Genomic DNA, 21,108 nt, shown 5'->3' with positions numbered 1-21,108 from the left:
AAGCACGAAGGCAAAGCGCGGATGCCATCCAAAACCTTAAAACACCGCCCAGCGCCACCCACACCACAAACTCAAGCCAGAGCGGAACGACCCCGATCCTTGTGATGATCAGCAGCCAAAAGCATATACATCGCAGGCACAACAAACAGGGTAAACAGCGTCCCAATAGAAAGCCCGGAGAAGATCACAAGCCCCATGGCATTCCGCCCAGCAGCGCCAGCCCCTGACGCAATCACCAAAGGCAATACCCCAAGCACCATAGCCGCGGTAGTCATCAGAATAGGCCGCAACCGCACAGCAGCAGCCTCCTCAAGCGCCTCACGTTTCGAGCGCCCAGCGCGCTGAAGCTCATTAGCAAATTGCACAATCAAAATACCGTGCTTGCTAACAAGCCCCATCAACGTAACGAGCCCAACCTGCGTATAAATGTTAAGCGTCGACAGCCCGAGGTTAATAAAGATCAACGCCCCAAACAACGCCATCGGCACAGAAACCAGAATCACCACAGGATCGCGAAAACTTTCGAACTGCGCGGCAAGCGCCAGAAACACAATGATCGTCGCGAACATCAACGTAATGACAAATCCGCCCGACTCCTGCACGAACTGTCGCGACAACCCGGAGTAATCCGCGCTATAGCCAGTCGGCGCGGCATCCGTCGTGGCCTTGCGCAAAAAGTCGAGCACTTCGCCTTGCGAAATCCCCGGCGCGATCACCCCGGAAATCGTCGCCGAGTTCAACTGCTGAAAGTGATTGATCGACTCCGGCACGACGTTCTGCTTCAAACGCGTCACAGTCGATGCGGGAATCACACTGCCATCCGGCGTACGCAAATAATAATCAAGCACCTGCGACGGATTCAAACGGTCCGTTTGCAGCACCTGCGGAATCACCTTATACGAGCGCCCCGCAATCGAAAAATAGTTCACGTAATTGCCACCCAGCGCCGCGCCCAGCGCCTGCCCGACATCGCTCTGCGTGAGCCCAAGCGACGCAACCTTGTCTCGATCCACGACCAGCACGCTCTCCGGCTTGTCGATCTTCAGATCGCTATCGACGAAAAAGAACATGCCGCTTTCACGCGCCCTCTGCAGGACGGTCTGCGAGACTTCATTCAGGTTCTCGAACGGCTCCGTCGTGCTGATCACGAACTGCACAGGCAAGCCCTGCGCGCCCGGCAACGGCGGAAACTGGAACGCGGCCACGCGCGCGCCCGCGATGCCGTTCCACTTCGCCTGCAACTCCTGCTGCAACTGCGTGGCGTTCTTCTTGCGTTTATCCCACGTCTTGAACAGCACGCCGCCAATCCCCTGATTCAGCGTCGGCGCACCCGTCAGCTGGAACATCTGCGAATACTCGGGCATGTCCTTTGAGATGTTGAACACCTGGTCGGCGTAGGTCTGCATCTGCTGGATCGTCGCGTTCGGCGGCCCCTGGATCTGCGACAGCACGATGCCCTGGTCCTCCTGCGGCGCAAGCTCCGATTGCGATGTCATGAACAGATACACCGTGCCGCACAATAGCAGCGCCCCCATCACGATGAACACGGGCCACGTGTCGAGCATCGAATGCAAGAGCCGCTGATACCCGTGGTGCACACGCTCGAACTGCCTGTCGACGAAACGCGCGAAGCGTCCCGACTCCTGGTCCATACGGAAAAAGCGCGAGCACATCATCGGCGAGAGACTCAGCGCGATCACACCCGATACAGCCACGGCGCCCGCCAGCGTGAATGCAAACTCGGTGAAGAGCGCGCCCGTCAGCCCGCCCTGAAAACCGATGGGCAGATACACGGCGATCAGCACCACCGTCATCGCGAGAATCGGCCCGCCCAGCTCGCGCGCGGCGATCATCGCGGCTTCGAATGGCGGCTTGCCTTCTTCCTTCATATGCCGGTCGACGTTCTCGACCACGATGATCGCGTCGTCGACCACGAGTCCGATCGCGAGCACCAGCGCGAGCAGCGTCAGCAGATTGATCGAATAGCCGAGCAGCTGCATCACGAAGAACGTGCCGATCAGCGACAGCGGCATCGCAATCACGGGCACGATCACCGCGCGGAAGCTGCCGAGGAACAGGAAAATCACGACCGTCACGATCAGCAGCGCTTCGACGAGCGTCTTCACCACTTCTTCGATGGCGGTGTTGATGAAGTCCGTCGCGTCGTAGACGATGTCACCCGTCATGCCCGTGGGGAACTGCTTCTGCAGATCGGGAAAGATCGCCTTCACACGCTTCGCCACATCGAGCACGTTCGCGTCCGGCGCGACCTTGATGCCGATGAACACCGAGCGCTTGCCGCTGAACGCGACGTTGAAGTCGTAGCTGTCCGCGCCGAGCACGACATTGCCGACATCTTCGAGCCGCACGATCGCGCCGTTCTTCTGCTTGACCACCAGCTTCCTGAAGTCTTCGACGGAATGCAGGTCGGTGCCCGCGTTCAGATCGACGCTGATCATCTGCCCTTTGGTCGTGCCGAGCGTCGCCAGATAGTTGTTGTTGCCGAGCGCCGCGAACACGTCCGACGCCGTCACGTTGTGCGCGGCGAGCTTCGTCGAATCGAGCCACGCGCGCAACGCGAACTGCCGTCCGCCGAGAGTTTCCGCCGTCTGCACGCCCTGGACCGAATCGAGCTTCGGCTTCACGACGCGCAGCAGATAGTCGGTGACGTTGTTGCTCGGCAGGACGTCACTGTAGAAGCCCATGTACATCGCGTCGGTGGTCTGGCCGACCTGCACGGTCAGCACGGGCTGCTGCGCTTGCGGCGGCAACTGGTTGCGCACCGACGCAATCTGCGTGTTGATCTCCGTCAGCGCACGGTTGGAGTCGTAGTTCAGGCGCAGCGTTGCCGTGATCGTCGAGAGGCCCGTCTTGCTCGACGACGACATGTAGTCGATGCCCTGCGCCTGCGCGATCGCCGATTCGAGCGGCTGCGTGATGAAGCCGGCCATCGTGTCGGCGCTCGCGCCGTAGTATGCGGTCTGGATCGTGACGACGCCGTTCTCCGTCTGCGGATATTCGCTGACCTTGAGCGTCGACAGCGCGCGCAAGCCGAGCACGAGAATCAGCAGGCTCACGACGGAGGCGAGCACCGGCCGTTCGATAAAGATGTCGGTGAATTTCATCGGGCGGCCTCTTATTGTTCCTGAGGCGTCGGGTTGGGGCTGTCCGCAGGCAGCACGCGGTTATCGATCACGAGCGGCGTGCCGTTCTTTAACTTCAACTGGCCACTCGTCACGACCTGCGTGCCTTCGCCGATGCCCTTGAGTATCGCCACCTGATCGCCGCGCATCGGCCCCGGCGTGATGAACACCTGTTGCGCGATGGGGATGACCTTGCCATGCGCGTCCTTGCGCTCGCCAGGCTTCACGACGAACACGGTCGCGCCGTACGGGTTATAGGTGATCGCCGTTTGTGGCAGCGTCAGATAGCGCTCCTCGTTGCCCGCGTCGATCTTCACGTTCGCGTACATGCCGGGCAGCAGCTTGCGCTCGCGGTTGTCGACGGTTGCTTCGATCTGCACGTTGCGCGTTGCGTTGTCCACGCGCGGGTTGATCGAGCGGATCTTGCCGTCGAACGTGCGGCTGCTGTACGCGTTCGTATCAACGACAACGGTTTGTCCAACCTGCAATTGCCCGAGCTGTTGCTGCGGCAGATAGAAGTCGGCGTAGATGGGATCGATGGCCTGCAACGTGACGATCGCGTCGCCAGGATTGATGTACTGGCCGGGATTGACGGTCGTGATGCCGACGCGTCCCGCGAACGGCGCGCGGATCGTTTTCTTTTCGACGAGCGCGGCCTGTTGATCGACCTGTGCGCGCTTGCTTTTGAGGTCGGCGGCATCGGCGTCGAGTTGCGCCTTGGCGATCGCCTGAATGTCGTACTGCGCCTTGTCGCGCTTGTAGACGGTTTGCGCGAGTTCCGCCGCGGCTTGCAGCGACGCGAGTAGCGCGCGGTCGGAATCGTCGTTCAGGCGCACCAGTACCTGACCCGCTTTCACTTCCTGGCCCGAGCTGAACGGAATCTCGCGCACGAGGCCGGGCACTTCCGTCGTCACGTCGACGCCGCGCACCGCGCGCAGGCTGCCGACGGCGGACAGCTGCGGCTGCCAGCTCTGATAGCGCGCGACAGCGGACGTCACGGTCGCGGCGGGCGTCGCATTGCTCGCCATGAACTTCCGCATCATGTGCGCCTTGAACAGGTTGAAGCCGACCAGCGCGGCGAGCAGCATGCCCACGCAGATCAGCATGATGATCATCCGCTTTGTCATCGGTCTTTTCGTCGTCATCGTCAGGTCCTTGCACGGCAAACGGGTGAGGCACGAAACGCGTCCGGCGGCGCTGCGGGCTCATCGCATGCGACGCGCGGTGACTGCAAAAAATCAATGTGGCGTGGCGGGGTTTGCCTGATTCGCCTGGCTCGTGGTCGCGTCGTTCCACCAGCCTCCGCCCAGCGACTGGAACAGCGCTGCCGTATCCGCATAGCGCGCGGCCTGCGCCTGCGCGAGATTCACGACGGTCTGCTGGTATTGACGCTGCGCATCGAGCAGCGCCAGATAGCTGACGCCGCCGACACGGAACTGGCCGCGCGTCAGATCGAGCGAAGCGCTCGCCGCGCGCCATGCGTCCGTTTGCGCGGCGAGACCCGTCGCATCGTGTTCGAGTGCGCGCAACGTATCTGCGACGTTCTGGAACGCGAGCAGCACGGTTTGCCGGTATTGCGCGTTGGCCTGATCGAAAGCGGCCTCGGCTGCACGCTTCTGTGCGCTCAACTGGCCGCCGTGAAAAATTGGCTGTGTGATGCCCGCGCCGATGCTCCAGATCATGTCCGCGTATTTGAGCAGTCCGGCGGGCGTTAGCGCCTGCGGGCCATAGCTCGCCGACAGTGTGATCTGCGGATACATGTTCGCCGTCGCCACGCCAACCTGGGCGCTCGCCTGATGCAGCGTGGCGTCGGCGGCGAGAATGTCGGGGCGCTGCCGGACGAGCGACGAAGGCAGACTCACGGGCAAGCTCTGCGGCAGCGTGAACATCGACAGCCTGAACTCGGGCACGGCCGTATCACTCGGCAGCTTGCCCGCGAGCACGGCAAGCTGATGACGCGTCTGATCGAGCGATTGGCGCAGCGGCGGCAGCGTCGCGCGTGTTTGCGCGAGCAACGTTTCCTGCGAAAGTACGGCAGTGCGGCCCACGCCGCCCAGCTCGAACTGTTTGCGCAATACGCCGAGTTGCGCTTCTTCGTCGGCGGCGATGCGCTCGGTCGAGTCGATCTGCTCGCGCAACGACGCTTCCTTGACCGCCGCCGTCACGATGTTCGCCGACAGCGCGAGATACGCGGCCTGCAACTGGTAGCTCTGGTAATCGATTTGCGAGCGCAGCGATTCGAGTTCGCGCCGCGAGCCGCCGAACACATCGAGGTTGTACGACACATTCACTGAAGCGTTATACAGGTTCAGCTCTTCCGTGAGTCCCGGCTCACCGAACGTGACGCCGTTGAACTTTTCACGCGTCGCATTGAGCTTCGCATCGACGGATGGATACAACGCGCTGCCCACTTCCGCGCGATAGTTCTCGGCCGCCTGCCTGAGCGCGGCCTGCGCCGCGGCGACGTTCGGGCTATTGGCGAGCGCTTCGCGTATCAGCGCGTCGAGCGGCTCGCAATGAAAGAGCGTCCACCATTGGGCGGGAATATCCTGCCCGGCGATGAATTGCTGGGGCACGCCCGACGCGCCTGGCGCCGATGCCGTCTGATCGGGCAGGGGCGTAGGCGTATAGGTTTCAGTAGCGGGCGGTGTGGGCGTGCGGTAATCGGGGCCGACCATGCAGCCGGACAGGGGGAGCAATGCCGCGCCCAGAATAGCGACGGCTGCGCTGATCGAAGCGTCGAACGCGAAACGTGGGGGTCTATGCAAACGACTACGGCTGACACTGCCTTTAACGTCATCGATCATCTATCCACCCTGTATTACCTGCGCGGACTACGAACGAAATTGCGAATGCAGAATTCAACAGCCTGATGCCGCGCATAGCCTAGCATGGGTCGTTGCAAACGAGATCATGCTTGCAGAAGCTTTAGGGGAATAGATCTGTTTTACGGCGCTCAAACGTTAAATCAGCGCGCAAAGACAGAAGCGCCGTATATGTCATGTGTTGACCTATGCGGCGCTTCTCGAGAGGTGGATAGACGGACGATCGTTGAAGTAACGTGAATGCGACGAGCAATTTGACAATTGAATGAGGCGCGCACGCTTGCGATTGCGCCCTTACAGCACGGCAAACAAACTCAATGCGCCGCGCCGCGCTCGCCCGATGTGCCCACCGTGCCGGGCTTGCGGAGCATCTTGTCTACTTCCCCCGCGTGCATCTCTTCGACGGTAATCATCTGCCGCGCATATTCTTCGAGCGCGACGGAGCGGTCCTTGACCAGTGCGAGCAGATCGCGATACAGGCCGAGCGCGACGTCTTCCGCTGTGAGCGATTCACGCAGGATGGTCGTGATGTCCGTCGTATGCGAATCGAGCAGCGCACCGATGCCTAGCGACGGATACTCGCCGAGCGTCGTGATCCATTCGCCCGCCTGATGCGCATGCAGCAACGATTCGTCAGCCTGCTGGCGCAGCCACGACACGATTGGAATGCGGCCAAAGCCGAACACCAGGAAGGAGTAGTGCGTATAACGGACCACGCCTGCCAGCTCGGATTCGAGAATCTGGTTCAGCACGGCGATGACCTTGTCCTTTTCGATGTCTGGCATGTGGCCCTCCGCGAAACTCGTCGACGAACGAGGCTTTCATTGTTGGCCTCGCCTCTGCAAAGATCAAGTGAATCGTGGCACGAATGCGGTCAGCGGATGATGACGACAGGCACGGGAATCGTCGCATAGGGCAGCCGTATCGCGGGCGCGGGTGGCGGCACGACGGCAACGTAGGGCACGACGGGCGCCACCGGCACGATGGGCACCACGGCAGGCGGTTGCGGCGGCACGTAATAGAGCGTGCGCGCCGGTGCATAGACGGCGGCGGGCACATAGGCCGCATGAATGAAGACGGTGCCGGCAAAGGCGCTCGTCGAGCAGGCGATGCCCATGGCGGCGATCGCGGACGTATAAGCAGAGCGAATGTTCACATGAAACTCCTGAAGCGGATGTCGGCGGATGCGATGCGAAATGCTGATGAGGCAACCGACGTGCAAACGATACGCAACGCATCGGTTCATGGGCAGCGATTACTTGTTTCATTCGATGTCGGAAAAAGCACGCTCATTTTTGAAGTGTCTGCTGCGTAATACGCATTGCATCGTGCGTGAAATTGCGGGGTGCTGGCATGACATGGATCGACATAACTTTGAAATTGCCTTGGGCGTCCCGGACAACCAGAATTCGCTTCACCAACGACGAATCGCAACACGACGTAGCGAAGAAGTTGAATGAACCGATGATGGAGATGGGAAATGAAGAAGTTGATCGCTATTCTGGCTTTGTGCATTGCATCGACGGGCGTGATGGCCCAGACGGCGCCGCAACCGATGGCGGGATCGCCGCGCATGGAGCGCATGATGCAGCAGTTGCAGGAGCGCTTTGCCGCCGCCAACACGACACACGACGGCAAGCTGACGCTTGCTCAGGCGCAGACGGGCATGCCACGCGTGGCGCAGCATTTCAATGAGATCGACACGCAGAAGCAGGGCTACGTGACGCTCGCGCAGATCGAGCAGTTCATGGCGCAGCGCGCGGGATCGCACTGACGGAAAAACGGGTCGGCATGAAGCTACACTGTTGCAAGATGAATGAAACCATACGCGACGAAGGAGCCTTGTATGGACCGACCCGCCCGCATCATCGTGCTCGACGACGAAGCGGAACTCCGCAATATGCTGCAGCGCTTTCTGAGCGGACATGGTTTCGAAGTCCGCGCGGTGGAAAACAGCAAGCGGCTCGAGCGCTATTTGCAGCGTGAGCCGTATGATCTGCTGGTGCTCGATCTGATGATCGGCGAAGAAGACGGCCTGCAGATCTGCGCGAAACTGCGGGCGGAAGGGCACACGCTGCCCATTCTGATGCTCACGGCCAAAGGCGATCCGCTCGATCGCGTGATCGGCCTCGAAACGGGCGCCGACGATTACCTCGCGAAACCATTCCTGCCGCGCGAACTGGTGGCGCGCATCAATGCGCTGCTGCGCCGCCAGAAAATCGCCTCGAACGATCCGACCGTCACCACGCAGACGCTGCGCTTCGGGGACTTCCGGCTCGATGTCGCCAAGCAGTGCCTCTACAAACAGGACGATCTTCTCGAGCTGCATTCGGCGCAGATGCTGCTGCTGACGGCGCTCGCCGCATCGCCGAACCGCGCGGTGAGCCGCGACAATCTGATCGCGCGTGCAAGAGGGCGCGACCACGATGCGCTCGACCGCAGTATCGACGTGCAGATACTGCGTCTGCGGCAGGCCATTGAAAGCGATCCGTCGAAGCCGCGTTACATCAAGACCGTGTGGGGCGTCGGCTATATGCTCGTCGCCGACGTCGACGCATGAGCGCGCGAATGTTGCCGCGCTTCATGTCCCGCTTGCTGCCGCGCAGCGTGCTCGCGCGCAACATCGCGCTGCTGATCGTGCTCGTTGCGTTCACTCAGGTGTGCTCGCTGAGCGTGCTGATTCATTACGTGCAGAAGCCGCGCGTCGAACGCGCCGCGGCCGTGTTCGGCACGTACATCAAGACGCTGGACAACGCGCTGGCCGCGTCGCCCGAGGACGCACGCGACACGCTCGTCGCGCGGCTCGATGCGCGCAGCGAACCGCCAACGGAAGCTGTATCCGAGCCGCGTGTGCGGTTGCTCGCGTTCTACCGGACCTATCAGCTGGTGACGTTCCTGGATACGCTGCACCGCTATCTGCCTGCGGGCACAGAAGTGCGCTGGCAGGGCGCGCCGCATCCGCGCATGTGGATCCGCATGCATGTGGCGGGCACGCCCTACTGGATCGGCTTGCAGGTGCCGGAAGAGGCACAGGGCGGCGGCATGCTGACCGCGGTGCTGCTGTCCATCGGGCTGGCGATGCTCGCCGCGTTGACGGGCTTCGCGCTGCAGGCGCATCTGAACCGTCCATTGCGGGAGCTTGCGCAAGCGGCACGCCGCGTGAGCGCGGGCGAAGTGCCGCCGCCTTTGCCCGTCGATGGTCCGACGGAAATCGCACAAGTCAGCGGCGCGTTCAACCAGATGACGCAGGCGTTGCAGCAGGCGGAAGCGACGCGTGCGCTGATGCTCGCGGGCATCTCGCACGACATCCGCACGCCGTTGACCAAGCTGCGCCTTGCGATGGCCATGGCGAACGACACGAACGGCGACGAAGCCTTCGTCGGCGCGGCGGAATCCTATCTGGACCAGATCGATACGATTCTTCAGCAGTTCATGGACTATGCGGGCAGCGGCGAGCGCGAGACGCCGCAATCGGGCGATCTGAACGCGCTGATCAGCCAGCTTGCCGCCGACTTCGCGGGTCTTGGGCACGAGTTCGACCTGCAACTGGGCGAGCTGCCCGAGCACGCGTTCCGGCCCATCACGATGATGCGGCTCGTGATGAACCTGATGCAGAACGCCGTCGTCTACGGACAAACGGGTCTCGCCGTGAGGACGTGGGCGGACGCGCAGGCGATCCATGTGGCCGTCGCCGATCGCGGCAAAGGCTTGAGCGCGGAAGAACTCGAACGGCTCAAGGCGCCGTTCCAGCGCGGCAAGAACGCGCATGGCAAGACGGGCGGCACGGGGCTGGGGCTGGCGATCGTCGAACGCATTGCGCGGCTGCATGGCGGCACGCTGGAGTTCCATGCACGTGAGGGTGGCGGCCTGGAAGTGTGGGCCGTGCTGCCGATCCAGCGCGATTCCAGCGCAGCAGGTGCGAGCGAGCCGTCGACTGCGCAGTCGGCCAGTTGAGCGAGCAAGACATTTCATGTGCGAGCGGCTAATCTGTCGGCTGTCTTGATCCCGTCGCCGGCGCACGGCGGCTATAGCGATGACCCGCGTCGAATCTCCTTTCGATATCGAACGTCTGGAAGACGAATGGCTTGAGGCCGACGGCTTTGGCGGCTTTGCGTCGGGCACGGTCGGCATGCTGCGCACGCGGCGTTATCACGCGCTGCTGCTCACGGCGACGCGCGCGCCAGCGGGCCGTATCGTGCTCGTGAACGGGATCGAGGCCTGGATCGAAACGAAGGGCGTGCGCTATCCGCTGTCGATGCAGCGTTATGCACCCGATATCGTCTATCCCGACATCGCTGCGAGTCTGATCGCGTTCGACACGACGCCGTGGCCGACATGGCGCTTCCGTATCGATGCGCAGACGTGTGTGATCGCGGAAGCGTTCGTCGCGAAAGCAACCTGCGAAACAGTGCTGCGCTGGCGCGTGGCATTCGATGGCGATGCTAGTGGCGATGACCCTATCACGCTGCACGTTCGTCCGTTGCTGTCGGGTCGCGATTATCACGCGCTGCATCACGAGAACGGCGCGTTCGATTTTTCCGCTTCCGTCGATGGCGAACGTGTGGAGTGGCAGCCGTATCACGATCTGCCAGCGATTCGCATCATCACGAACGGCGCATATGAACACGCGCCCGTCTGGTATCGCAACTTCTGCTACGTACGCGAACGTGAGCGCGGCCTCGATTTCACCGAAAACCTTGCGACGCCCGGCGTATTCACGTTCGATCTTCGTTCGGATGCGGCCGCGATGATATTGAGCGCGGACGTGCCGAACCAATCGACGCCTGTTGCGCAAGCCGCCGCGATGGAGCAGGCGAATGCGCTTGCCGAGACCGAAACGAACCGCCGCGCTGCTTTCGCTTCGCGCCTGCATCGTTCCGCCGATGCGTACGTCGTCGCGCGCTCGGCGGGCCGCACGATCGTCGCCGGTTTTCCCTGGTTCACCGACTGGGGCCGCGATACGTTTATCGCGATGCGCGGTCTGCTGATCGCAACGGGGCGGCTCGCGGAAGCCGAATCGATCCTGCTCGCCTGGGCGGGGACGATTTCACAAGGCATGTGTCCGAACCGTTTTCCCGATTACGGCGACGAGCCGGAATACAACTCGGTCGATGCCTCGCTCTGGTTCGCGATTGCCGTGCACGACTATCTGGCGGCGGGGCATGCGTCGGACGCGACGCGCGAATGCCTGCAAGCAGCTGTCGATACGATTCTGGCCGGCTACACACAGGGCACGCGCTACGGCATCCAAGCCGACGACGATGGCCTGCTGCGTGAAGGCGTGCCTGGCGTGCAGCTCACGTGGATGGATGCGAAGGTCGGCGACTGGGTGGTGACGCCGCGCATCGGCAAGCCGGTTGAAGTGCAGGCGTTGTGGTTCAACGCGTTGCGCATTGCAGCACAGTGGAACGCGCGATGGACTGAAGCTGCCGACCGTGTGGCGGCTTCGTTTGCGCAACGCTTCGTCGATCCGCAAACGGGCGCGCTGTTCGATAACGTTGATGTCGATCATGTGCGCGGCACGGTCGACAGATCGATCCGGCCCAATCAGATTTTCGCGGCAGGCGGCTTGCCGTTTGCGCTGGTCGAAGGCGAAACGGCGCGCGCCATCGTTGCGCAGGTGGAAGCGCATCTGCTGACGTCTCTGGGTTTGCGCACGTTGTCGCCGGAAGATCCTGCATATCGCGGGCGCTATGCGGGCGCGCCGCTCGAGCGTGACGGCGCGTATCACCAGGGGACAGTGTGGCCATGGCTGCTCGGGCCATTCGTCGAAGCATGGCTGCGCGTGCAACGTCCCGACGAGGTAGATCGCAGCGCAGCACGCGCGCGTTTTCTCGCGCCGCTCGACGCGCATCTGGATCGCGCGGGCCTCGATCACATTTCGGAAGTCGCAGACGGCGATGCGCCGCACACGCCGGGCGGCACGCCGTTTCAGGCGTGGTCGCTGGGAGAGCGCTTGCGTATTGACGTGTTGCTGGGCGAAAGCGCCCATGCCCACCTCACCGACGCGAACACCCCAAACCGCGCGACGATGTGACACCCACCGTCACACGAGAGACGAGGACGCTGCCATGCCTCCGCTGCGCGCCGGAAACCTGCTTGCGACCGTCGAAGGAATACGTCTGCACTCCAGCGAGTGCGCGCGATGGCAGCGTTGGGGTCCGTATCTGAGCGAGCGCCAGTGGGGAACGGTGCGCGAAGACTACAGCCCGAACGGCACCGCATGGGACTATTTCCCGCACGATCACGCGCGCAGCCGCGCCTACCGCTGGGGCGAGGACGGCATCGCGGGTTTCGGCGACGATACATTGAACTGGTGTGTGTCGATCGCGATGTGGAACCGCGCCGATCCCATTCTCAAGGAACGCCTGTTCGGCCTCACGAACCAGGAAGGCAACCACGGCGAGGACGTCAAGGAACTGTATTTCTATCTCGACGGCACGCCGACGCATTCATATATGCGGATGCTGTACAAGTACCCGCATGGCGCGTTTCCCTATCAGGATCTCGTCGAAGAGAACGGGCGGCGCGGTGCGGACCTGCCGGAATACGAAGTACTCGATACAGGCGTCTTCGACGACTTGCGCTATTTCGACGTGACCGTCGAATATGCAAAGAGCACGCCCGAAGACATCGTGATGCGCGTCACCGTCGAAAACCGCGCGGACGAATCGGCCTCTCTCGATCTGCTGCCGCAAATCTGGGCGCGCAACAAATGGTCGTGGAAGGAGGGCGACGAGCGCCCGAAGCTCACGAAGGAGACGGTACACGGCGTCACGCGTCTGCTCGGCACGCATCCTGGTCATGAGCCGATCGTGGTGACCGCATGGTCGCCCGATACCACGGTCTTCGAGTGGCTGTTTTGCGAGAACGATACGAACGTCCGGCGCCATTTCAACATGGACGCGCAAGGTCCGTTCAAGGACGGATTCAACGACTACCTCGTGCACGGCGACGCCGACGCGATCCGGCGCGACGCGGGAACGAAGGCGGCCGCGCACGTGCCGCTGAATCTGCCGCCGCAGGGGCGGCCGTCGTCTATCTGCGCTGGCGTCCCGAGTTTTGCCCCGATGAAACGCCGCTCGATGCCGAGCAACTGTTCGCGCAGCGCATCGCCGAAGCCGATGCGTTCTATGCGGCGTTGCAGCACCCTATCGAAGGCGCCGACGAGCGGCTCGTGCAGCGCCAGGCGCTGGCGGGCATGCTGTGGTCGAAGCAGTATTACCAGTTCGACGTCGAGCGCTGGATGGACGGCGACCCCTCGCAGCCGACGCCGCCCGCATCGCGCAAACAGGGGCGCAATCGCGACTGGCGGCATTTGTGCAACGCGGATATCGTGTCGATGCCCGACAAGTGGGAGTATCCGTGGTACGCATCATGGGATCTCGCGTTTCATGCCGCCGCGTTCGCGTTGATCGATCCCGCGTTTGCGAAGCGTCAGTTGCTGCTGCTCGTGAAGGATCGCTACATGCATCCGAACGGGCAGATCCCCGCGTACGAATGGGCGTTCAGCGATGCCAACCCGCCCGTGCATGCATGGGCTGCGTGGCGTGTGTATGAAATCGATCGCGCGCTGATGGGCAAGGGCGACCGCGATTTTCTCGAGCTGGTCTTCCACAAGCTGCTGCTCAACTTCGCGTGGTGGGTGAACCGCAAGGATGCAGACGGCCGCAATATCTTCCAGGGCGGCTTTCTTGGGCTCGACAACGTCGGCATTTTCGACCGCTCGTCGCCATTGCCAACGGGCGGCCATATCGACCAGGCCGACGGCACCGCATGGATGGCGGCATATGCGCTGGACCTGATGCGTATCGCGCTCGAACTCGCGTTTGCAAATCACGTGTTCGTCGATATTGGCGTGAAGTTCTTCGAGCACTTCCTGTATATCGCGCAGGCTGTGAGTTGTGAAGATAACTGCGATACAGGTTTGTGGGACAGCCAGGACGAATTCTTCTATGACAAGCTGCGCCTGCCCGACGGCTCCAATGTGCCGATGCGCGTGCGCTCGATTGTCGGTCTGATTCCGCTGCTCGCCGTGCATGTGCTCGAAGAGCGGCTGCATGGCTCGCTGCCCGGTCTTCGCGATCGCCTTGTCTGGTTCCTGCGCAACAAGCCCGAACTCGCGCGACTGGTGTCGCGTTGGAATGAGCCGGGGCGCGGCAACAGCCTGCTGCTTTCGCTGTTGCGCGGGCATCGGATGAAAGCGCTGCTCAGGCGCGCGCTCGACGAAGCCGAGTTCCTGTCCGATCACGGCGTGCGCGCGCTCTCGCGTGTGCATCGCGATCAACCCTACGTCTATCAACACAACGGCCAGAGCTTCTGCGTGAAGTACTTGCCCGCTGAATCGGATTCGCGGGTGTTCGGCGGTAATTCGAACTGGCGCGGGCCGGTGTGGATGCCCGTCAACTATCTGCTGATCGAGTCGCTATATGAATTCCATCGATATTACGGTGACGACTTTCGCGTCGAGTACCCGACGGGCTCGGGCAACCAGCTTTCATTGTCCGAAATCGCCGACGCGCTCGCGCAACGCACCACGACGCTCTTCCTGAAGAACAAGAACAACGAGCGGCCTGTGATGGCTGCGTATCCCCTGTTGCAGGCGGACCCGCGCTCGCAGGATCTCGTGCTCTTTCATGAATACTTTCACGGCGATAACGGACGCGGCGTGGGCGCGTCGCATCAGACGGGATGGTCGGGTCTCGTCGCGTTGCTGTTGCAGCCGCGCGAACCTGCAAGCTCGGGCTTCGTGCCTGAGACGGGCGAGGCACAGGACGCCGAAGTGGCGGCTTCCGTGAAATAGACCGCGCTGCCCGCAGCTCATGCAGCGGTTCGATTGAACTGTGCGGCATGGCGGCGGGTCTTTCAGATATCGCCACTCGTATGGCTCATTGATGGAAAGACTGCCATGTCCAATGACGCAAACGACGCTTCATCGACTGCCTCGTCAGCAAGCTGCAAGATCGGCGTAGGGCCGCACGCCGCCGCCGCGGGTCCCGCAGGCAAGCGGCCTGCGCCGCCGTGCACGCTGGTCATATTCGGCGCGGGCGGCGATCTGACTAAACGTCTGTTGACGCCGTCGCTGTACAACCTGACCATCGATGGCCTGCTCGACGACGCCATGCAGATCATCGGCGTCAATCACGGCGAGCGCGAAACAAAAGAGTGGCTCGACGATCTCGGCCACTCGCTGCAGCAGTTCGCCGCCGACAAGGCTAGCGAAGCGCATACCGGCAAGGTCGACGAGAAAGCCTGGAAGTGGCTATCGTCGCGCATGGAGTACATGGCGGGCGAATTCGAAACCGACGATGTGTTCGAAGCGCTCAAGCAGCGTATCGAGAGAACGCCGCACGGCAACGCGATCTTCTACCTCGCGGTGGGCGCGCGCTTTTTCAGGCCGATCGTCGAACGTCTGGGCAAGCATGGCTTGCTGAAAGAAGACCCGCAACGCAAGGGAAGCTTCCGGCGTCTCGTGATCGAAAAGCCGTTCGGCACGGACCTCGCGTCCGCGCGGGATCTCAATGCGCACATTCTGGGTTTCGCGAACGAATCGCAGGTCTATCGCATCGATCACTTTCTCGGCAAGGACACCGTGCAAAGCATCCTTGCCGTGCGCTTCGCGAACGCGATGTTCGAGCCGGTGTGGCGGCGCGAGTACATCGACAGCGTGCAGATCACGGCGGCCGAGACGCTGGGCGTCGAAGGGCGCGGCAAGTTCTACGAGCAGACGGGCGCATTCCGCGACATGCTGCCGAACCATCTGTTCCAGTTGCTCGCAATGGTCGCGCTGGAGCCACCCAATTCATTCGATGCAGAGGCCGTGCGCGACAAGAAAGCCGAACTGTTCTCCGCCATCGAGCCGCTGAAGCGGGACGACGTCGTCTTCGGCCAGTACGAAAAGGGCGATGCGGGCATCGCGTATCGCGACGAACCCGACGTCGCGCGCGACAGCACCACGGAAACGTACGCGGCCGCACGCGTATTCATCGACAACTGGCGCTGGGCGGGCGTGCCGTTCTATCTGCGCACGGGCAAGCGCATGGCCGCGCGCCGCACCGAGATCGCCGTGCAGTTGAAGCGCGTGCCGTTTCTGATGTTCCGCGACACGCCCGTCGAAGCGCTGACGCCGAACGTATTCACGCTGCGCATCGATCCCGCGCACGGCACGCGCTTCGACTTCAACGTGAAGGTGCCCGGACCGGCGATGCAGATCGGTGCGGTGCGCTCGGCGTTCAACTACAACGACTTCTTCGACGAACGCGCGAATGTCGGCTATGAGACGCTGCTCTACGACTGCATGCTCGGCGACGAGACGCTGTTCCAGCGTGCCGACAGCATCGAGTCGGGCTGGTGCGCGGTCGATCATGTGCTGCACCCTGAAGGCGGTGCGCTGCCCGTGCATGGCTATGCGGCGGGCAGCAGCGGGCCGGCGCAAGCCGATGAACTGCTCGCGCGCGATGGCCGCGCGTGGCGTTCATTGCAGAGCAAAGAGTAATCCTGTCTGGACCTGTCCAGATCTGTCACAACGACAAACGAAAGGGGGACGATTTGACTAAAGCTAAAGTACAGACGCGCCGCAACACCAAAAGCGACGGTGAACGGATACTCGCCATCGACGTCGGCGGCACGGGGTTGAAGGCGGCCGTGATCGACGCGGGCGGCGACATGAAAAGCGAACGCGTGCGCGTCGCGACGCCGCATCCTTGCACGCCTGAGCAACTCGTCGATACGCTCGCGACGCTCGTGCAGCCGCTCGTCGATGCGCAGCATCCAACTTTGATGTCGATCGGCTTTCCAGGCGTCGTGCGTGACAACCATGTGCTGACGGCACCGAATATCGGCGATGCGAACTGGCGCGGCTTCGCGCTCGCGGAACAACTGGCAGTGCGCGTGGGCGGCTTGCCCGTGCGCATGATCAACGACGCCGAGATGCAGGGGTTCGCGGCGATCGAAGGGCATGGCATCGAATTCGTGCTGACGCTGGGGACGGGCGCGGGCACCGCGCTCTTTCGCGACGGCGAGTTGATGCCGCATCTCGAACTCGCGCATCATCCCGTCAGCAAGGACCGCACGTATGACGAGTACATCGGCAATGCGGCGCGCGAGAAGGTGGGCAACAAACGCTGGAACCGGCGTGTGGAGAAGGTGATCGCGATCCTCGCTTCGCTCGTCAACTACGACAAGCTGTGGATCGGTGGCGGCAATGCGGAGCGTCTGACGTTCGAGTTGCCGTCGAATGCGGCCGTCGTATCGAACGCGGCGGGCATCGAAGGCGGCGCGAGGCTCTGGCGTCCGAAGTCGGTGCGGGAGACGCGGCAGTTGCCGGAAGCGAACCAGAGCTCGGGCGTGTTCCGTTGAAAGAGCGGGCGGGGCGAACAACTGAGTTGAATTTTCTGCCGAAATCTGCCCTAACCTATCCTTATGGAAAAGAGGCTTGTGAAGATTGGCGAAGCGGCAACGATGCTCGGCGTCGCGGTCTCCACCCTGCGTAAATGGGAGGAGACCGGCGAACTACTGCCTGCACGTAAGACGGCTGGCGGCACGCGCTATTACGCCGTGTCGGACCTGCTCGGCATCGGCAACGAGGACGCGCCGACAGTCTGCTACGCCCGTGTTTCTTCGCACGACCAGAAGGACGACCTTGAGCGTCAGCACGCGATGCTGGAAAGCTACTGCGCGGCTAGAGGCTGGCGCTGCGAAGTCATTAAAGACCTTGGCAGTGGCATGAACTACCACAAGAAAGGTCTCAGTCGTCTGCTCGAAATGATTCTGCGCAAGCAGATGAAGCGGCTCGTAATCACGCACAAAGACCGCCTCCTGCGCTTCGGCTCCGAGTTGGTGTTCGCCATGTGCGCGGCGCAGAACATCGAAATCGTCATCATTCACAAGGGTGAGCAACCTTCGTTCGAGGAAGAACTCGCGAAAGACGTGCTCGAAATCATTATGGTGTTCTCCGCGCGGCTGTACGGCTCACGTAGCAAAAAGAACAGGCAGCTTATCGACGCGCTGACGGAAGCTGCCAGGTGATTGTCCGCGTCCACAAAATCCGCCTGGACCCGACCACAGAGCAAGCGAAGTATTTCGCTCGCGCGTGCGGCGTGGCTCGCTTCGCCTATAACTGGGCGTTGGCGGAATGGACGCGCCAGCACAAGGAAGGTGGCAAGCCGAACGAGGCCGCGCTTCGCAAGCAATTGAACTCCATCAAGGCCGTCGAATTCCCGTGGATGGCAGAGGTAACGAAGTGCGCGCCGCAGGTCGCAATCAAGAATGTCGGGCTCGCGTTCAACCACTTCTTTCGTCGCGTGAAGCTCGGCAAAAAGCCTGGATATCCGCGCTTTAAGCGCAAGGGCATCCGCGATTCATTCCGCGCCGATAATGGCCCCGTGAATGCGTCCAGCCATGCCGTGCAGGTAGTCGGAAGGACCGTGAAGCTTCCGCGCTGCGGCGTTGTTCGCATGCGTGAGGAATTGCGCTTCGCTGGGCGCGTGCTGGGCGCGAGCGTGAGCCGCATGGCCGATGGTTGGTATATGGCTCTGTCGGTGGAGACAGAGGAGCGCCTGAAGGCCGCAGAGGACCGTGGCGCTGTCGGCGTTGATCTTGGCATAAAGGCGCTGGCGACATTCAGCGACGGCGGCGGCGCTCCTGCGTTGAAGCCGCACCGCGCCGAGCACAAGCGCATCGTGCGCCTGTCGCGCTCGCTGTCGCGCAAACAGAAGGGAAGTGCAAACCGGGCCAAAGCGAAAGCCAAGCTCGCGCGGCTGCACCTGCGTATAGCGAACGTCCGTAAGGATGCTGTGCACAAACTGACGACGAATCTCGCAACGAACTACTCGACTATCGGTATCGAGGACCTGAACGTATCGGGCATGCTGAAGAACGGCAAGCTCGCACGCGCCATCGCCGATGCAGGGTTCTTCGAGTTTCGTCGTCAACTCGAATACAAGGCCGCCATGACCGGCGCACAGGTGATTGTGGTGGACCGCTTCTATCCAAGCGGCAAGACGTGCTCGGCATGCGGCGCAATCCATGCAATCACCTTGGGTGAGCGCGTCATCGAATGCGGCTGCGGGCTAAAGATGGACCGCGATTTGAACGCGGCCATCAACATTCGGCGCCAAGCTCTGGCGCAGCAGTCTGTGGAGAGGAAGGCTCTGGCGGGTGCTTCGGCAACCGTGAAACCGGCCTCTGTGAAGCAGAAAAAGTCGCGTTTGCACAGCAATGTGCAGACTACTTAGAGCGGAATAAACGGGCATGGCCGTTCGTTTCCTCCGATGCGCTCATGACCGCGTGAGCGCATCCCTTTCGACGGAACCGTCCAATGAAAACTATCTCCAACACCCGGCTCGCAGCCATTGCGCTATGTATGGCGCTCTCGTCGGGCGTCACGCACGCCGTGGCGGCCGACGCTTTCGAAGTGACGTCGCCGGGCACGCCCGATGGCGGCACCATCGATTCGAGCCACGCAGCCAGCGCGAACAATTGCGGCGGCGGCAACCAGTCGCCCGCCGTGCATTGGCGCAACGCGCCATCGGGCACACGCAGCTTTGCGGTGACGCTCTTCGATCCCGATGGCGCCAAGGGCATTGGCGTGATCCATTGGGTGCTGTACGCGATACCCGCGTCGATGAACGCGATGCCGCATGGCGCTTCGGCGCCCGCAGGCAGCGTGAGCGGCATCAATCGAACGGGACAGCCAGGTTACTACGGACCTTGCCCGCCCATCGGCGACGTGCCGCATCACTATGTGTTGCAGGTCTACGCGCTCGATCTCGCGCCCGATGCGCTACCGCCCAATCTCAATCACGACGCATTTCTTGCGGCCGTCACGAATCACGTGCTGGCTGCTAGCAGCACCGTGCTGCGCTACGGACGCTAGCGCAGCATTAACGCTCAGCGTGGCGCATCGCCCCAACGGTATTCGACGGTCGCCTCGTCGAGCTGCTTCTTGATCTCGGGGTCGAGCACGAGATCGACAGCGGCGAGCGAGTCGTTCAACTGCTCGACACGGCTCGCGCCGATGATCGCCGACGTGATGGTGGGATTCGCGAGGACCCATGCAATCGCCATCTTCGTCATCGGTTCGCCCGTTTTCGCGTTGATCTCGCGCAGCGTCTCGATGGTCTTGAATTCGCGTTCGTGCCAGTAGCGCTCCGAGTACATCTCACCTGCCTTGCCGACCGTCTCCGTGAAGCGTCCGTCCGCGGGCTTAGCGTCGTGTCGATGCTTGCCCGTCAGCAGGCCGCCCGCGAGCGGGTTATAGGGAATCACGGCCAGGCCTTCTTCGTCGGCGAGCGGCAGCAGTTCGCGTTCGATCTGCCGGAACAGCAGGTTGTAGCGCGGCTGTACCGATACGAAGCGCGCGGTACGCAGCACGTCCGAGCGTCCGAGCATGCGCGCGAGCCGGTACGCCAAATAGTTCGAGACGCCGATATAGCGCGCCTTGCCCGAGCGCACAATTACGTCGAGCGCTTCGAGTGTTTCGTCGAGCGGCGTGTCGCGGTCATCGGAATGCAGCTGGTACAGATCGACGTAATCGGTGTTCAGGCGACGCAGTGAATCGTCGATGGCGTCTAGCAAATGCTTGCGCGACGCGCCCTGATTCCACGCATGCGGACCGACCTTGCCGACGGCTTTGGTCGCGAGAATGAAGCGGTCGCGTTTGCCCTTGAGCCAGCGCCCGATGATTTCCTCGGTGCGTCCCGCAAGATTTTCGCCACCGCCTAGCGGATAGACATCGGCCGTATCGATGAAATTCACACCGGCGTCTGTCGCCTTGTCGAGAATGCCATGCGATACGTCTTCTTCGGTTTGCAAACCGAACGTCATCGTACCGAGACACAAACGCGAGACAGTAAGACCAGTATGGCCGAATTTGCGGTATTGCATGATCGACTCCGCGAGAAGGAAACTATAAGAGGTTGAGTGCAGCGGGATGGAAATGCAGAAGAGAGAGCATAGCGGCTATTACGAATCTGCGTCGCGGCTTTGCCGTCAAGCATTCATTGCGCTGACACCGTATTGCGCTTTGCTGGAAAACTTTTCAGATGCGTAAGGTCTAAACGGCTTTGTCGCCGGGTCGAGGTTTCATATCCGGGAGGTTGATCGGGATGGGCGTCAAACCTCCCCGTTCACGGGGAGGA

Annotated in this window: 16 protein-coding genes and 1 pseudogene; 11 read left to right on the top strand and 6 right to left on the bottom strand. The window is 62.0% G+C overall.

Annotated features, from left to right (window positions below; all coding sequences use genetic code 11):
• Positions 1-71: 71 nt before the first annotated feature.
• The 5 genes from H1204_RS13815 to H1204_RS13795 form a co-directional block, all read right to left on the bottom strand.
• Entirely contained in the window at positions 72-3,125 is a 3,054-nt protein-coding gene (locus H1204_RS13815) for an efflux RND transporter permease subunit (protein WP_180728747.1), read from the bottom strand.
• Between the two features lie 11 nt (positions 3,126-3,136).
• The gene (locus H1204_RS13810) at positions 3,137-4,288 is read right to left on the bottom strand and encodes an efflux RND transporter periplasmic adaptor subunit (protein ID WP_180728746.1); all 1,152 of its coding nucleotides are present in this window, start codon (positions 4,286-4,288) and stop codon (positions 3,137-3,139) included.
• A 93-nt stretch (positions 4,289-4,381) separates the two neighbouring features.
• Entirely contained in the window at positions 4,382-5,950 is a 1,569-nt protein-coding gene (locus tag H1204_RS13805) for an efflux transporter outer membrane subunit (RefSeq protein ID WP_180728745.1), read from the bottom strand.
• Between the two features lie 332 nt (positions 5,951-6,282).
• On the bottom strand, positions 6,283-6,753 hold the full coding sequence (locus tag H1204_RS13800) for a ferritin-like domain-containing protein (protein ID WP_007734771.1): 471 nt from the start codon (positions 6,751-6,753) through the stop codon (positions 6,283-6,285).
• 89 nt (positions 6,754-6,842) lie between these two features.
• Positions 6,843-7,124, bottom strand: coding sequence for a hypothetical protein (locus H1204_RS13795; protein WP_091787968.1), 282 nt, complete (start codon positions 7,122-7,124; stop codon positions 6,843-6,845).
• On the opposite strand from H1204_RS13795, the gene H1204_RS13790 reads away from it, so the two are divergent.
• From H1204_RS13790 to H1204_RS13740, 11 genes and pseudogenes are all read left to right on the top strand, one after another.
• Positions 7,125-7,283: a hypothetical protein gene (locus tag H1204_RS13790; protein ID WP_180728744.1), complete on the top strand. Its 159-nt coding sequence runs from the start codon at positions 7,125-7,127 to the stop codon at positions 7,281-7,283. It begins immediately after the preceding gene.
• 165 nt (positions 7,284-7,448) lie between these two features.
• Entirely contained in the window at positions 7,449-7,742 is a 294-nt protein-coding gene (locus H1204_RS13785; protein WP_042307329.1) for a hypothetical protein, read from the top strand.
• Positions 7,743-7,814: 72 nt separating this feature from the next.
• Entirely contained in the window at positions 7,815-8,528 is a 714-nt protein-coding gene (locus tag H1204_RS13780) for a response regulator (protein WP_180728743.1), read from the top strand.
• A complete protein-coding gene (locus H1204_RS13775) occupies positions 8,525-9,922 on the top strand; it encodes an ATP-binding protein (RefSeq protein ID WP_180728742.1) in 1,398 nt (465 codons plus the stop codon). Before H1204_RS13780 ends, H1204_RS13775 begins: the two co-directional genes overlap by 4 nt.
• Before the next feature lie 79 nt (positions 9,923-10,001).
• Positions 10,002-12,005 carry an amylo-alpha-1,6-glucosidase gene (locus tag H1204_RS13770; RefSeq protein ID WP_180728741.1) on the top strand — a complete coding sequence of 668 codons (2,004 nt, stop codon included), beginning with the start codon at positions 10,002-10,004 and terminating at the stop codon, positions 12,003-12,005.
• A gap of 34 nt (positions 12,006-12,039) precedes the next feature.
• Positions 12,040-14,771: pseudogene (locus tag H1204_RS13765) on the top strand (glucosidase).
• 105 nt (positions 14,772-14,876) lie between these two features.
• Entirely contained in the window at positions 14,877-16,463 is a 1,587-nt protein-coding gene (zwf, locus tag H1204_RS13760; protein ID WP_180728740.1) for a glucose-6-phosphate dehydrogenase, read from the top strand.
• Positions 16,464-16,516: 53 nt separating this feature from the next.
• On the top strand, positions 16,517-17,326 hold the full coding sequence (locus H1204_RS13755) for an ROK family protein (RefSeq protein ID WP_180728739.1): 810 nt from the start codon (positions 16,517-16,519) through the stop codon (positions 17,324-17,326).
• Positions 17,327-17,389: 63 nt separating this feature from the next.
• Positions 17,390-17,995: an IS607 family transposase gene (locus H1204_RS13750; protein WP_180728738.1), complete on the top strand. Its 606-nt coding sequence runs from the start codon at positions 17,390-17,392 to the stop codon at positions 17,993-17,995.
• On the top strand, positions 17,992-19,203 hold the full coding sequence (locus H1204_RS13745) for a transposase (protein WP_243468509.1): 1,212 nt from the start codon (positions 17,992-17,994) through the stop codon (positions 19,201-19,203). The genes H1204_RS13750 and H1204_RS13745 overlap by 4 nt, the downstream gene beginning before the upstream one ends.
• Positions 19,204-19,331: 128 nt before the next feature.
• On the top strand, positions 19,332-19,844 hold the full coding sequence (locus H1204_RS13740; RefSeq protein ID WP_243468634.1) for a YbhB/YbcL family Raf kinase inhibitor-like protein: 513 nt from the start codon (positions 19,332-19,334) through the stop codon (positions 19,842-19,844).
• Positions 19,845-19,858: 14 nt separating this feature from the next.
• Here H1204_RS13740 and H1204_RS13735 read toward each other — a convergent pair whose 3' ends face one another.
• Positions 19,859-20,854, bottom strand: a complete 996-nt coding sequence (locus tag H1204_RS13735; protein ID WP_180728736.1) for an aldo/keto reductase — start codon at positions 20,852-20,854, stop codon at positions 19,859-19,861.
• Positions 20,855-21,108: the final 254 nt, after the last annotated feature.

It is taken from the genome of Paraburkholderia sp. PGU19 (assembly GCF_013426915.1).
In the GTDB taxonomy this organism is placed as follows: domain Bacteria; phylum Pseudomonadota; class Gammaproteobacteria; order Burkholderiales; family Burkholderiaceae; genus Paraburkholderia.
This window is presented reverse-complemented; position numbering and strand designations above follow the sequence as displayed.

Coding starts and splice junctions, on each gene's coding strand:
- H1204_RS13815 (WP_180728747.1), bottom strand. CDS start 3,125: ATGAAATTCACCGACATCTTTATCGAACGGCCGGTGCTCGCCTCCGTC.
- H1204_RS13775 (WP_180728742.1), top strand. CDS start 8,525: ATGAGCGCGCGAATGTTGCCGCGCTTCATGTCCCGCTTGCTGCCGCGC.
- H1204_RS13800 (WP_007734771.1), bottom strand. CDS start 6,753: ATGCCAGACATCGAAAAGGACAAGGTCATCGCCGTGCTGAACCAGATT.
- H1204_RS13785 (WP_042307329.1), top strand. CDS start 7,449: ATGAAGAAGTTGATCGCTATTCTGGCTTTGTGCATTGCATCGACGGGC.
- H1204_RS13780 (WP_180728743.1), top strand. CDS start 7,815: ATGGACCGACCCGCCCGCATCATCGTGCTCGACGACGAAGCGGAACTC.
- H1204_RS13810 (WP_180728746.1), bottom strand. CDS start 4,288: ATGACGACGAAAAGACCGATGACAAAGCGGATGATCATCATGCTGATC.
- zwf (WP_180728740.1), top strand. CDS start 14,877: ATGTCCAATGACGCAAACGACGCTTCATCGACTGCCTCGTCAGCAAGC.
- H1204_RS13740 (WP_243468634.1), top strand. CDS start 19,332: ATGGCGCTCTCGTCGGGCGTCACGCACGCCGTGGCGGCCGACGCTTTC.
- H1204_RS13790 (WP_180728744.1), top strand. CDS start 7,125: ATGAAACTCCTGAAGCGGATGTCGGCGGATGCGATGCGAAATGCTGAT.
- H1204_RS13735 (WP_180728736.1), bottom strand. CDS start 20,854: ATGCAATACCGCAAATTCGGCCATACTGGTCTTACTGTCTCGCGTTTG.
- H1204_RS13770 (WP_180728741.1), top strand. CDS start 10,002: ATGACCCGCGTCGAATCTCCTTTCGATATCGAACGTCTGGAAGACGAA.
- H1204_RS13805 (WP_180728745.1), bottom strand. CDS start 5,950: ATGATCGATGACGTTAAAGGCAGTGTCAGCCGTAGTCGTTTGCATAGA.
- H1204_RS13750 (WP_180728738.1), top strand. CDS start 17,390: ATGGAAAAGAGGCTTGTGAAGATTGGCGAAGCGGCAACGATGCTCGGC.